This window comes from Xenorhabdus ishibashii (assembly GCF_002632755.1).
GTDB lineage: Bacteria > Pseudomonadota > Gammaproteobacteria > Enterobacterales > Enterobacteriaceae > Xenorhabdus > Xenorhabdus ishibashii.
Window position 1 is genome coordinate 1,815,508 of the sequence record NZ_NJAK01000001.1, and the last position, 13,954, is coordinate 1,829,461.

9 protein-coding genes are annotated in these 13,954 nt (G+C 35.7%); 5 read left to right on the plus strand and 4 right to left on the minus strand.

Translation table 11 applies throughout. The features are described from left to right. Positions 1 to 19: 19 nt before the first annotated feature. From feoB to Xish_RS08675, 4 genes are all read right to left on the minus strand, one after another. Complete coding sequence (gene feoB / locus Xish_RS08660) at positions 20 to 2,332, minus strand: Fe(2+) transporter permease subunit FeoB (protein WP_099118708.1); 2,313 nt, start codon at positions 2,330 to 2,332, stop codon at positions 20 to 22. Between the two features lie 126 nt (positions 2,333 to 2,458). Continuing rightward, entirely contained in the window at positions 2,459 to 2,686 is a 228-nt protein-coding gene (feoA, locus tag Xish_RS08665) for a ferrous iron transporter A (protein ID WP_074020765.1), read from the minus strand. An 812-nt stretch (positions 2,687 to 3,498) separates the two neighbouring features. Then, on the minus strand, positions 3,499 to 3,909 hold the full coding sequence (locus tag Xish_RS08670; RefSeq protein ID WP_141553964.1) for a hypothetical protein: 411 nt from the start codon (positions 3,907 to 3,909) through the stop codon (positions 3,499 to 3,501). Positions 3,910 to 4,287: 378 nt separating this feature from the next. Next, positions 4,288 to 7,269 (minus strand): inverse autotransporter beta domain-containing protein, encoded by a 2,982-nt coding sequence (locus tag Xish_RS08675; protein WP_167383244.1) that lies wholly within the window; start codon positions 7,267 to 7,269, stop codon positions 4,288 to 4,290. Between the two features lie 1,013 nt (positions 7,270 to 8,282). Here Xish_RS08675 and Xish_RS08680 point away from each other — a divergent pair. The 5 genes from Xish_RS08680 to Xish_RS08700 are packed head-to-tail and all read left to right on the plus strand — an operon-like array spanning position 8,283 to position 13,931. Then, a complete protein-coding gene (locus tag Xish_RS08680; RefSeq protein WP_099117525.1) occupies positions 8,283 to 9,332 on the plus strand; it encodes a fatty acid desaturase family protein in 1,050 nt (349 codons plus the stop codon). A 24-nt stretch (positions 9,333 to 9,356) separates the two neighbouring features. Then, a complete protein-coding gene (locus Xish_RS08685) occupies positions 9,357 to 10,328 on the plus strand; it encodes a proline dehydrogenase family protein (protein ID WP_099117526.1) in 972 nt (323 codons plus the stop codon). Between the two features lie 19 nt (positions 10,329 to 10,347). After that, positions 10,348 to 11,604, plus strand: a complete 1,257-nt coding sequence (locus tag Xish_RS08690; protein ID WP_099117527.1) for an ATP-grasp domain-containing protein — start codon at positions 10,348 to 10,350, stop codon at positions 11,602 to 11,604. Then, positions 11,597 to 12,817, plus strand: a complete 1,221-nt coding sequence (locus Xish_RS08695; RefSeq protein WP_099117528.1) for an MFS transporter — start codon at positions 11,597 to 11,599, stop codon at positions 12,815 to 12,817. The genes Xish_RS08690 and Xish_RS08695 overlap by 8 nt, the downstream gene beginning before the upstream one ends. Next, positions 12,810 to 13,931: an aminotransferase class V-fold PLP-dependent enzyme gene (locus Xish_RS08700; RefSeq protein ID WP_099117529.1), complete on the plus strand. Its 1,122-nt coding sequence runs from the start codon at positions 12,810 to 12,812 to the stop codon at positions 13,929 to 13,931. Before Xish_RS08695 ends, Xish_RS08700 begins: the two co-directional genes overlap by 8 nt. Positions 13,932 to 13,954: the final 23 nt, after the last annotated feature.

Sequence of the window (13,954 nt, forward strand, 5' to 3'; positions counted from 1 at the left end):
TGGCTCCTCATGGCTCCAGCTAGTGACAGCTATTGTTTGAGCATTCGCAACTGCGATCAGCGGTGTTGTTTAATGTCACAGTGACTCGGCTGCGTGCGCGGCGTAAGCCAATAACTATCAGAATGTTAAACAGGATCACGGCCAGAATGGTGATCAGGCTACTTTGTGGATGAGCTGAAAACGTTGTGATTTGATAAAACAGTGCTGACAGAGAATAAGCGACGTTTAATCCCCACAGAATCGAGAATGTCATCCAGCCACGGCTGGTTTCACGGGCAATGGCTCCCATCACGGAAACGCAGGGCACGTACAGCAGCACGAAAATCAGGTAACTGTAAGCGGAAATGGCTGAGCCAAATTTAGCGCTCATTGTTCCCATAGAACTGCGATCCATATTGCCATCGCCTTTGCTGGCTTCAATCGGGTTAGAAAGTGCACTCAAGGTGAAGGTTTCTTTCAGGCTATCCCACGTTTCGGCGACAGAATCTTTTAGTTGAGCCAGTAAATTAAATTCATCTGGATTGAATGACTCTTGGGTAATATTTTCTGCGGTATAGAGGGTATTTAGGGTTCCCACAACCACTTCTTTTGCCATCGCTCCAGTGATAAGCCCGACGGTTGCTTGCCAGTTATCGGCATGCACACCGATAGGTTGCAAGATAGGTGTGAGCACTTTACTGACGGAGGCCAGCGCCGATTGGTTGATATTATCAACAGTCTTACCGGAGAAGGAGAAACTGTTCAGGGCACCAATCAACATGCTCGCTGCGACAATCACTTTACCTGCACGTATGACAAAACCTTTCAGCCTCTGCCATGTCTGGAGCAGCAGGGTTTTGGCATGGGGAACGTGATAGACCGGCAGTTCCATAACAAATGGCGATGCTTCACCACGCATTAGTGTGAACTTGAGTAGCAGCCCTGTCAGGATGGCGATAACAATCCCCAGAATATACAGGGAGAAAACGATGCTCGCCCCACTTTTGCCGAAGAACGCAGCAGCAAAGACGGCAAAGATTGCCAGCCTTGCCCCGCAGGACATAAACGGTGCCATCATAATGGTAATCAAGCGTTCACGAGGGGCATCCAGTGTCCTTGAACCCATCACGGCAGGCACATTACAACCAAAGCCAACAATCAGGGGCACAAAGGATTTACCTGGCAACCCTATGGCTTGCATCAGCCTGTCCATAACAAATGCCGCCCGCGCCATGTAGCCGGAATCTTCCAGAAAGGAGAGGAACAGGTACATCATGCCAATTTGAGGAACCAGCGGCAGTACCGTGTTGATGCCCCCACCAATTCCCTGAGCAAGGAAAACCGTTAACCAATTCGGGAAGTGGAGAGTATGGCCGAGCCATTGCATTCCATCGATGAAAATGGCAGCGGAAGCACCGTCGAAGATAGGCTGTAAAGCTCCACCAATATTGATAGCCAGCACAAACATCAGGTACATGACAAACAGGAAGATAGGCAAACCTAACCAGCGGTTCAGGATAACGGTATCTAACGCTAAGGTCAGTTTGTTTGGTGTGGCTGCGCGGGTATCAATGACCTCCAGACAAATTTCACTGATGGTTTGATAGCGTGAGCCGGCAATGATGAGATCTGGCTCTTCAATTTGTTGTTTTTGCAAGCGTTCTTTGCTTTCAGCCAGTTGTACGTGAGTCAGGTCGGATACCTCACGGCTGTAAATATCTCCTTCCAAGACTTGCAAAGTCAGCCAGCGGCGCTGTTGTGGCGTGAATTTTTCTGTGATCTGGCTGGAAAGGTGAGAAATTTCCTGCAATAACGCATCAGGATAATTAACCTGTACAAGATGAGATTTTTGTGGGTAATTATCGATGGTTTTTTTGAGAGTATCTATTCCTGTGGCACGGGTTGAAACCAGCGGGATGACCGGACAGCCAAGGCGTTTCTCCAGTGCCGGAATATCAATATTGATGCGTTGATTCTGGGCGATATCCAACATGTTCAGTGCAATGATGCAGGGAACCCCCAGTTCAATCAATTGCAGTGAGAGATAAAGGTTACGTTCCAGATTAGAAGCATCAACAACATTGATCAGCATATCCGCTTCACCACTGAGAATATAGTGGCAGGCGATTTGCTCATCAATAGAAGTCTGCTCAGAAATGGTGGTAAGTGAATAAGTGCCAGGGAGGTCGACAAGTTCGACCTGATGGTTATCGGTAGTAAAGTGGCCGGTTTTGCGTTCTACAGTAACGCCAGCCCAGTTTCCCACTCGTTGATGGGAGCCTGTAAGCTGGTTAAAAAGCGTCGTTTTGCCGGCATTGGGATTACCAATCAGGCCTATAGTTAATTGTTTCATCATACTTTCTGCCAATCAGTAAAGCGAATTTCGTACCTTAGCTATACGTTCAGTACTCTGGTTCTATCGGGTTATAAAAAGTGTATGGAAGATGGTTATTCTGAACCAAATCGTCTTAGAGCTTTGTTAATTCAGATCTTCATGCAACATAAGAAATGCTAAGTCTTGTTTACGAAGGGTAAGGCTAACTCTGCGTGTTTCGATTTGTATTGGATCGCCCAATGGAGCGAAGCGAATGACCTGAAATGTTGAGCCAGGTAACATACCGAGTGACAATAATTTTTGTCGGTAAGCTGGGGTAATTTCTGGAGAAAATCCCAGAATTTTATACCTACGTTCTGGAATAAGAACCATATAAATCTCCGCTCTAACTGAAAAAATAAGTGATTATAAGAATTATTATCCTCAATAACGGGAGAACCACAAGAAAAAAGTATGGTAATTACTCTGAATTATAATTGCTAATGATAATAATACGCAACTGCGATGTCAGCTATTTATATTGGATAAGATGGGAATGAATTGATATTTATCAAATTAATGGTGGTTTTATTGAAAATAAGTCATTATCAAAATTATTTAATATTTGGAAAAATTCTTTATTGATAATCTATGTTAATGAATAGGACTTGTTGATTTTTATTTCATTAGTAATTTAACAAATTATTGGCTTGAATTAGCTTTTTGGAGGATAAATCAGTTCATTTAATGGGATGCAGTCATATAGCCACAAATACGCATTAATATCTGGCTTAACATGATAAAATCTGTTTACTCTCAGAATGAATAACCTGTTGGGTTGTAAATTCAAAATTTACTGCTGATATTTTCCTAAATGCACAATGCAGTGATAATAACCCCTATTGAGATCGTAAATATTATTTTTAATGGTAATATAATTATTTAAAGTGTGATTCATTTTATTTTGTCTAAAAAAATTAAAACAGATAAGATAATTAAGATAAAAATTCACATATTAAAATTAAATCAACTTATCACACAAACAGAACATATATCATATTGGCATAAAAAAAATACTCAATAATTCGAACCAATGATAAAGCAATATTCTTTGTGATAGAAACTATAACAGACTCGGTTTTTTAATAAAAACCGAGTCTACATTTACGTGATAATAAATCAGTTTGAACAGTAACTTTCTTTAACTATTTGACGAATTCTACCTGTTTCTGCACAGGTTTTATTCCTGAGCCTTCCACAGAGGCCTCTATTGTGTATATTCCAATTTGAGTTTGGTGCTTGTTAAGCCTAAGATACGGTGTAAAGAAAATCACACCATGACTATCGGTTAATGTATCACCACTCTCATCAGCATTGGTGTATACCTGAGGTTTGCCATCCTCTCCCAATACGGGGTTTCCCTGTGGATCGGTTACGCTCAATTTAATTCTCTTGTTAGATATTTCTTTAATATTATTATCTATATTTGTAACGTTGACTCTTATAGTATAAATCCCAGTCGCCGGTACTGGGCCTTTTGGATACGTTTTAATTTCCACATTGAGATCCGATGTGGAATCTAGCACCTGTTTTTCTTGCTGATTAACGTTAGACATAAACACCTCGCTGATCTTCATTAAAGTTTAAGGTTATTTCATCCTACGACTAAATCGCCAAACTATATTGCTTAAGTTAAATCTTTATAGCAATAAGCGGTAATCATATAGCAATGAATACACACTAAAATCGGGTTTAGCATAATAAAATCTCTCTATTCGTCGAGTGAGTGATGCGCTGGCGTGTAAATTCAAAGTTTACTGCTAATTCATCGGCGTTTTATTTAAGAGAGGAAATTACTTTGAAATAAGCGGCTATGCAGAAAACACTGTGTTTCAGAAAATGAAACAGACCCGGCTTTTTGCTGAACCTAAAAAGCCGAGCCTACATTTACATGATGATAAAATAACTGTCCTTAAGCAAAGTTAAAATTAAAGTTAGTTAAAATCTGCTTGTTGGCCGGTTTCTGAACAGCTCGAGATCGGTTCTACCTTTTCCTTTGTATCTATGGCAACACATACTTGAATGTTTTCTGCCACAGCACTCTTCACATGAACTTGCAACTTTCCAGGAGTCTTTTCGGCGTCCTCTATAGGTGCAAACGTCACGAGCTTGCCCGTTGACGACCAGTTAATAGGAACATAACCCAGCGTGCCTTTTAGCGCATTTTTAAAAAGTTTTCCATCAGGACCAGTTATCGTTGCAGTATATATATAATACTGCTGTCCATCCGCCTTAATTTTACCCACTGGCGGGTTTTGGCCGGTCCGTACGGGATTACTGATCTTTGGCCATGCGAAATGCATCGTCAAAGGTTGCGTTGTTCCTATGCCATCCACTGAAGCCGTTACTATAACGTCTTGAGCAGTATAACTGGTCAATGTTGTGGTAGCTTTACCACTTGGATTGGTTGTGCTACTTGGGGATATTTTTACCGCGCTTGGGTTATCAGTGTTATCAATCTTTGTATGCCAGTTAACTGTCTTATTATGCAACGGGTTACCCTCACTATCTGTAACGGTGACTGTCAGGTTATAAGTGCTATTTACCGCTATAGGGCCTGGTAAGTCCGATATTATTGGCGATATCTCTGCTGGTCCGAAATCTACCGTATACGTTGGTGATTGAACTGGCTTATGTTTCCCAAGCTGAAGTGAAACCACTACATCCCCTGTGTATGCCTTAGTACTGGTGATGATTGCCTTTAAGTTTCCTTTGCTATCTGTTTTAGTATCTGGGATGAGTATTATTCCATTTTTACTGGCGTCTGATGGTTTATCTATCTTCCAATGTGCATCACTAATGACCGAACCCTCTTTAACGGGTTTGCCATCAACACCCAGGATAGTCGCCATAAATTGATATTGTTGGTAATTATCGGCCGATAAGGACTTTAATTTCTCGGACGTAATACCAGCCTGATCAATACTGTAATCTTGGGTATCTGTAGTAAAGGTCACTTTGGTTTGTGCAGAAACAGCGGAATGACCTTCAATGGAAAGTGAAACTATCACATCTTTCATTTCCTTTTTACTGCTCAATTTTGCCGTTAATTCCCCATCCGTAGTCGTTGTATCTCCGTTAGTTGTAAATTTAATATCCGGATCGGTGATGCTCACTTCCTTACCATTCTGAGTAATTTTCCATGTCACATTGGCGATTTTCTGGTTTTTCACTGGATTGTTATTACCATCTAACACCACAGCACTGTAGGTATAAGCCTGGGAACCATTGGCTATCAGTGATGGTACTGCCGGTGAAACTTCAACTTTATTGACGTGGAAACTGGCTAGGTTTTCACCAAAGCTAACTTCGCCCACTAATTCTGGAGGCTGGCTATCTATTTGCAGGTAGACTTTGACATCTTTATATGGTTGTGTACTCACTAAGACCGGTTTTTGTTTGAAACGCCCGTTTTCATCAAGAACCACAGAATCCGACGTTCCCCAATCAAGTAACTTCAACCCATTCTCTGGGCCGATTTTAGGATCGGTTATCCACTGAACATGATTGATGGTGACATTTTTTATCGGTGCATTAGCGGCCGTATCAAAGGTAATCACAGGGTCAAACGTATATCCGTCCTTTTGATCTCCTGTCGCAGGTAATGGTCCTGCTGGAGTAAAGTTAGCTCCTTCCTGTTTTTTCAGCATAAACGGCCTGACAATGACACGCATTTCAGCAGGCGCTGATTTTTGGTTATTTTCCCATTCAGCAACAGCATAAATGGGGTAATTGTTATTTTGGTTATCGCCAGATAAATAGGTTGGCAGGGTAACGTTGATGGTGTTGCCGGTCTTGGAAGAGAGTTTCCCACCGTGTTGTTCAAAATCTTTGTTGGTTGCCCAATGGATCTGCTTAAGCGGAGACTCAGAAGAGAACTTGGCGGTAATATCCTGCTGACTTCCACTATAGCCGGTGATAACCTCCGGCAGCGACAATTGAGCGGCTGGCTTTGCCTGATGCTCAAGCACGATATGGTTATTTCTTTCTACCAGATCATAACGGCTGCCCGCTAATGTCCTTGCCGTCGCCACGTTTTCTGGCGATAACTGCACACTCAGGGGAACACCCAATCTATAGCTTAAGTTCGCCAAAAACTGTGTTTCGTTGTGCCCGTTTCCTTGTTTATAATCCACACCCAGAGTAAATAGCGGAACTGGGGTGTAAGACAGCCCTAATGTAGCCAGGACGGGGTTTTTCTGTTTGGTGTCACGATCGAATAAAGTAACCTCATCGCCAAAATATTGCTCATAAGTCAGCTTGGCGCCCAGATTAGGGTAAGCAGGTAAGAAAAACTCTCCACTAATGTCAAAACCGTTAGCGGGGCGTTCGTAATAACCGACAAAATCCCGTGAGTTTTTCCAGTTACTGACACGAAAATAGGTATTAGCAGCCAGTTTAATGTTGTCTGCCCACATTTCTCCGCCCAGCCCAAGACGCTGGTTTTTGTCCGTCAGGTCATTGTCATAAAAGGTATTCAGGCCATACATCCAGTCCTGATAGAAATAACGTCCACCCAGCCCCAAGTTTATGGTATCCCTGCTGTCTTTGTTGCGATAGCCAAGTTGGGAAAAGAACAGCCAATCCGCTTTATTATCATAAAGTGGCAGTAAAAGCTCGATTGAGCTGTTTTTTCGTGATCCCTTTTTATCCAATCCAAAATTAATTCTGGCGGTACCAAACTGGGATAACCATTTTTGTGCTTCAGACGTTACCAGGCCGTTAACTTGCCCTACCGCATAGGATTTGGCTTTTTCGGCCAATTCTGAAGGCGAGGATGACAGTAAACTACCGGCCATTTGGAGGTTTTTAGCAATAAAATATTGTGTATCAGCATTTGAAGTGTGATTGTTTTCTTTTACGCTATTTTTTTTATGCGTATCCGAATTCAGATATTGTTTATCTGAACCATTCATTCGCGCGCCGATATTATCGTTCTCATCTGCTTTTTTCGTAGACCCTTCAGTTTTAAGCCCCCCCTCTGCAAAGGAATTCGTTATTGTATAGGGTACTAATAACGTGTAAAGAAAAAAGAGTAAAAATATGACCTTACCAATATATGATAACATATTCATATACCTCATATTAAATAATATGGATGTAACCCTATTATTATAATAGTAATGTGTTTTTTTATTTTTTTATTTTTTTGCTATTAAAAATAATTATCACGTGATAACTATTTTTAATGACTTAAGGCACTGATGGTTTTAGCTAAGGATGTATCAAGGAAGGAATAAAAAATTAAGCGACTTTAGGCTAAATGAGATTTTTAAAAAATTATCAATTCATGATATTGAGATTGCGTTAAATGCAATTAGAGAAATATAAAGTGCTTTCGGATAATATTAATATGCTTGGATTCACATATTAAATGGTTAGATTAAATATCAAATATACCTAAATGCTAAGCCCATTGGGTATAAGAACATTGGAATATAATGGATTATTTATCTTGGATTTACATACTAAATTAATAATTACAATATTAAATTTATAGAAATATTATTTATAGCATTAGGCTTAATCTAAAGTAAAAAATAAATTTTATTATAATGTTAATTTTTTATGTCCTTGTTGCATTTTCGTGTCTTGTTTGTTATTTTGTTTTTTGCTCTATAACTTAGTATTTGTTTAATGAAACACTAATAAATATTTAGTTGTGAAACTATAACTAAATATTGAATATTTTGGTTTGTATTGATATCTGGAATTATAGTTTTTTAAGAGTGATTATATCTTTGTGTGAAATTTTATTTAATGTAGATAATTGTAATTTGCCTTTTAAGTAAATGTTTGTAGTTATAACTATACATCTAATTTTGCAGTGGAATTGTATGCGCTAGTAAAAATAAAATGAGGTTTTTATCAGTGCAAATATATTATCAATGTCATGGTGTGATTTTTACTTAGTAAAAAAGGGGAGATTATGAATTTGGAAAATATAGAAATATCTAATAGATATAAAATATCAAAATATGTAATTAGAGAACTAAAGCCTTTATGTAAACAAGATAATTATCACTGGTTGTTAGCTATCTTAAAGGATTACTCTCTTATAGCCATATCAATATATCTAACACTTGGTGTCAGTTATTGGTTTTATCCTATTTCATTGTTTGTGATTGGTTCTACACAAAGAGCATTATCTAATATATTGCATGAGTCATCTCACAATATATTAGCTAAAAACAAGATGTTGAATTATATAGCTGGGACTTACTTGTCTGGTTATTTGATCTTTCATCTTTATAATTCTTATAGTTACTCGCATATTAAATTTCATCACGTTTATTTAGGGGATAAAGATAAAGATCCAGATTATAACTTTCATATACAATGTGGATTGTATGATGCAAATAAAAGTTCAAAGGAATTTTTTATTAAAAACATTCTATTAGCTCTAACAGGGTACAGAACTTTAAAATATATACAATATATAATAAAAGATAGAATAAAGATAAAAAATAACGAAGAAAGAGAAAAAGAATTAATTCCCTTTATATTATATTGGATTGTTATTTTATCAGTTTGTATATATTTTGATATTATATTGTATTTTTTAGCCTTTTGGTTAGTGCCATTATTTACATTTGCAGTTGCAATAGGTTGGATAGTAGAACTTTCCGAGCATTATCCATTGCCTGAATCTGAAGATGAAGCTCTATTGTTAACTAGAAATCGTAAAGGGGCATGGTGGGAAAATTTCTTTTTTGGAAGACATAATGATAACTATCATTTGGTTCATCATTTACATCCAGGTATTCCACATTGGAATATGAAAAAAGCACATGTCCTTTTAATGAAGGATACTAATTACGCCAAGTGGGATCGTTTATGGGGGGGAATATTTACACGTAAAAGCAAAAATGAAGAAACACTTCTTAGTTATTCTAAAAAATATAGAGAATATAAAAGGTTAAATAAAGAAGGTGAAGTGAATGACAGTTTTGCAAAATATATATTATCTATTCAATAAATTATATTAAAAAGGAGGTTGCTTATGAATTATTTTGAGAACAGAGACATGACAATCAAGGCACTTAAGAGCCTTGCAGCAGACTCTTTTTTAAGAGAGTTATTTATTTCATCAAAAGTTTTTCAGGATTTTTTAAGGCCAGCAGCAAATAGATATATTGTAGGAGAAAATTATTTTGAGTTGTTTGAAAGATTGCAAAATTTAGAAAATATAGGATATAACACGGGAATAGAATTTGCTGGAGAAGAAGCTTCCTCAATATCTGAAGTAACTACAATAGCTAATGAATATCTTAATTTGATTGACCGCATAGAAGATGGAATTGAGAGTAAACCCCAGTTGGGGTTTGACTTATCTAATTTAGGTTCAGGAATTTCAAAGGAAATCGCTATCTTAAATTGTGAAAAAATTTGTGAAAAAGCAATAAAGAAAGGTATATCAATAATTATTAGTATGGAAAGATCTAAGTGGACTGATATAATTCTTGATATTTTCTTCATGCTTAGGAAGAAATTTAATAACTTAGGTATAACATTACAGGCGCAATTAAATAGAACTGATGATGATATAAAGGATGTTCTTAAAACTGGGTGTAAAATTAGATTAGTAAAGGGAGTTTATGATGAGTCTAGAAAGATCTCCCTCCCCAGGGGAAGTAAACTTGATAAGAGATATTTGGAAATTTTAATAAATATCGCTAATAATAATAGTATATTTGCTTATGCAACTCAGGATCCAAAGCTGGTAGAGATGATTAGAGAGGAAGGTATACATAAGAAAGGAGAGCATGAGATGCTTCATGGAGTAAGGCCTGAATTGATAAAAAGCTCTAGAGACTTTTTTGCTATTAAACCACGAATTGCATGTGTTTATGGTTACAATTGGTATTTGCATTTTATGCATCGTTTAGCAGAATCCCCTGAAAATATTTATCAGGCATTTAATGATATATATTTAAATGGTAGAATCAATAATTTATATAATCATCAGTACTAGAAATAAATGGAAAAACTATATGAAAGAATATGTTGCCTTAGTTGATGTTTATTCTAGTGGTAATTTTTTACCTCGTTTCTTTAAAGAAAATGGAATTTCTCTCATACACGTACAAAGTACACCTGAATTGATGCCATCAATGTTAGGACCTAATTTATCAGAATATGAACTAAATTTGGTTTATACTGGTTATAATTTAGATGAAATTATAAATTCGTTGAAAGAAAAGGAAGTAATTGCAGTTATTGCTGGACAGGAACCAGGGGTAACTTTAGCTGATTTATTAAGTGAATCACTTAACTTAAGAAATTCGAATGGAACTCGATTATCAAGTTCCAGGAGAAATAAGTATGATATGATTGAAACACTTCATAAAAATAACATTAAAGTAGCTTGTCAAATTAAATCATCAGACAAGGAAGATATTATTAATTGGGTTAATGATAAAAATGGATACCCATGTGTAATAAAACCATTAAGTTCAGCCTCAACTGATGGTGTTACTATTTGCTTTAATGAAAGGGATGTTGTTGATGCTTGTGATGTTGTTTTGAAAAACAAAGATATATTTGGTGTTGATAATGAAGAGATATTGGTTCAATCTTTTCTTGATGGTGACGAATATATAGTTGATACAGTAAGTTGTGACGGTCATGTTTATATTTGTGGAATATGGAAATATGTTAAAAGAATGGTTTGTGGAGGAAAGAAAATATATGATAGAGACGTGTTGATTGATGAAAATACTTATGAGGCAAAATTACTTGTTAAGTATATCTATAAGGTGTTGCCAGCACTAGGAATAATGAATGGCCCAGCTCATGCAGAAGTTATATTGACTAATGAAGGACCTGCTCTAGTAGAAATAGGAGCCCGTTTAAATGGAAATATGGAACCTGATTTTCATGATATTGTATTAGGCAACAATCAGGCAAGAATTACTTACATTTCTTATTGTTCACCTGACAGATTTTTGAAAAATTTTTCTGGCAAAACATATATAAAATCAAAAGAGGCATGTGTTCTAAATACATCAACTAAACTTGATGGAGTAATAACAGAAATTAATGAAAGAGTAGTTAATGAAATTAAAGGATTGGATACGGTTTTTAAATTGGTTGTAAAATATGGTGTTGGTAGAAAAATAACACCAACTATTGATCTCTTATCAAGCCCTCTAAGAATATTTGTTTATTCTGATGATATAACCGCTATAGAAATAGATTATCAGAAAATTGATTCAATCAAAGATGGAGTGTATGAGTTACATGTTTGATACAATAGCAACTATACGTGGGTTGAACGCAAAGCTTAGAACTTTATTTTTTGCAACTCTTTCATTCAGAATGGGAACTATGGGGTTCCCATTTTTTGCAGCATATCTTATACAGGAAAAATCATTAAATGCGATTCAAGCAGGTGTGTTAGTTGGTGTTTTTGGTGCAGGTGCGTTACTTTGTGATCTTATTATAGGATATTTCATTAAAAAATTTGGCTCCAGTAAAATTATTGTTTTTTCGTTATTATTTACATCGATTATATTGTTTTTCATCCCATTCTTAGATTCTTATCATGCAATAATTTTATTTTCTTTTCTTTGGGGGATTAGTTATGAATCTTTTACTCCTGCAGCATATTCTGAAACCGTTTCAAATTCAGATTACTCAACAAGGAAAATTGCTTTTTCATGTAATAGACTTGCTATAAATATAGGTATGGCTATTGGTCCTTTTGTTGGTGGTTTTATATTTTCCATTAGTCCTATATTTGTTTTTTTAGTTAATTCAGTCTTTGCTTTATTCTCGCTTATTTTTTATCTTTTCTCTATAAATATGAAAAGCGTTCTGAATAGAGAGTTTGATGGAGATAATGAAAACAATGGTGTAAAAAAGGAATGTGAAATTATGGAGGATAAAAAATATCATTATCCAAGATTAGCTTTTATTCTTTCTTCTGTTTTGCCTGTACATATTGCATATGCTCTTCCACCTACATTTCTTTCTGCATATATAATAAATTACACATCACTTCCAAGCTATTTTGTTGGTATTATTTTCTTTGTTAATGCGTTTCTTGTTATTTTGTTTGAACTTCCTATTAATAAAAAAATGAATGATATAAATAGTAGGATTTCATTGATTCTGGGTCTTCTGTTAGCGGCAGGAGGTTTTGTATTAATGGTGGCCAGCCATAGTATTATTTTTCTAATAATAGCGACTGCATTATGGTCTTTGGGAGAAATGATAATATTTCCTGCTATAACGCATTATATTAGTGGTATTTCTTCTAGTGAAAATGTTGATAGGAACTTGGGTTTTTATTCTGCTGGTGTGAATATAGGGGTGATGATAACACCATCTATCGCTTTTTATATGATGGAAAATAAAATTATTTCACCTTGGCTATTTATTGGAATGTTTTTACTGTTTATTTCTGCTTTTTTGACTTTAATAAAGAAAAATAAAATTTTATGGAAGGATAATGCTTGATATGATAGTGCACATGAATACAGCCGGCTCTGGAATCATCCATGCTTCAACTCATGAAGTTATGAGAGATTATTTATTTTCTGAATTTAAAATAGGTAGTTATGAAACTGAGTTGAAGTATGAGTCTATTTTAAATAATGAAGTTTATAATAATTGTGCAAAATTGATGAATTGTGATCCTGAAAATGTGGCATTATTTACTAGTGCGACAGATGCATGGGTTAATATTATTAGAATGTTACGTATTAAAGAAAAATCAGAAATATGGATTAGTGACTCAGAATATGCAGCCAACATAATATATTTCTCATTTTTATCCAATAAGTATAATTTAAAATTACGAAGAATTCCATCAAGTTCAAATTTTACTATTGACTTGGAATGGATGAAAAATAATTTGTCTGATAATGTTTCAATTGTAAGTATTACGCATATGCCTTCATGTTGTGGTATTATCAATCCCATAGAGGAAATTGGTGAGATACTAAAAAATAAAGATGTTACTTATATAGTTGACGCCTGCCAATCAATAGGTCAATTACCCATAGATGTAAAAAAAATACAATGTGATCTTTTAACCGGAGCTAGTCGTAAATTTATTAGTGGTCCCAGAGGAGTAGGGTTTGCATTTGTCTCAAAAAAGTTATCAAGAAAACTTAGCTACGATTTTTTTGATCTTCATGTAGGTTATACAGATAATTTTAATAAATGTTTGATTGTAAATTCAGCAAAGAGTTTTGAAAAAGCAGAAAGGAGTCTTGTTTCTATTTATGGTTTCAATAACGCATTGAAATTAAGAATTAATGATAGTGATTATAATAATAAAAATTTCGTATTTTTTCTTGAGGAATTAAAGAAAATTAAAAGTGTTAAAATACTTTTTCCTGATTCATCCATACAAGGTATAGCAGCCTTTCAATTTAAAAACTGTTCCGCTTCTGATGGAGTGAAAAAATTAAGAACTCAAGGAATTAACTTATGGGAAGGGACTGCTCAACATACACCATTTTTAGCCCCTCATATGTTACATAGTAAATTTGTGCGTGCTTCTTTTGATAAAAATTTATCAATTCATGATATTGAGATTGCGTTAAATGCAATTAGAGAAATATAAGATGCTTTCGGATAATATTAATA

Excerpts from the sequence above, each read along its gene's own strand:
- Xish_RS08700 (WP_099117529.1), top strand. The coding sequence starts at position 12,810 with ATGCTTGATATGATAGTGCACATGAATACAGCCGGCTCTGGAATCATC.
- Xish_RS08680 (WP_099117525.1), top strand. The coding sequence starts at position 8,283 with ATGAATTTGGAAAATATAGAAATATCTAATAGATATAAAATATCAAAA.
- Xish_RS08695 (WP_099117528.1), top strand. The coding sequence starts at position 11,597 with ATGTTTGATACAATAGCAACTATACGTGGGTTGAACGCAAAGCTTAGA.
- Xish_RS08690 (WP_099117527.1), top strand. The coding sequence starts at position 10,348 with ATGAAAGAATATGTTGCCTTAGTTGATGTTTATTCTAGTGGTAATTTT.
- Xish_RS08675 (WP_167383244.1), bottom strand. The coding sequence starts at position 7,269 with ATGAATGGTTCAGATAAACAATATCTGAATTCGGATACGCATAAAAAA.
- feoB (WP_099118708.1), bottom strand. The coding sequence starts at position 2,332 with ATGAAACAATTAACTATAGGCCTGATTGGTAATCCCAATGCCGGCAAA.
- Xish_RS08685 (WP_099117526.1), top strand. The coding sequence starts at position 9,357 with ATGAATTATTTTGAGAACAGAGACATGACAATCAAGGCACTTAAGAGC.
- feoA (WP_074020765.1), bottom strand. The coding sequence starts at position 2,686 with ATGGTTCTTATTCCAGAACGTAGGTATAAAATTCTGGGATTTTCTCCA.
- Xish_RS08670 (WP_141553964.1), bottom strand. The coding sequence starts at position 3,909 with ATGTCTAACGTTAATCAGCAAGAAAAACAGGTGCTAGATTCCACATCG.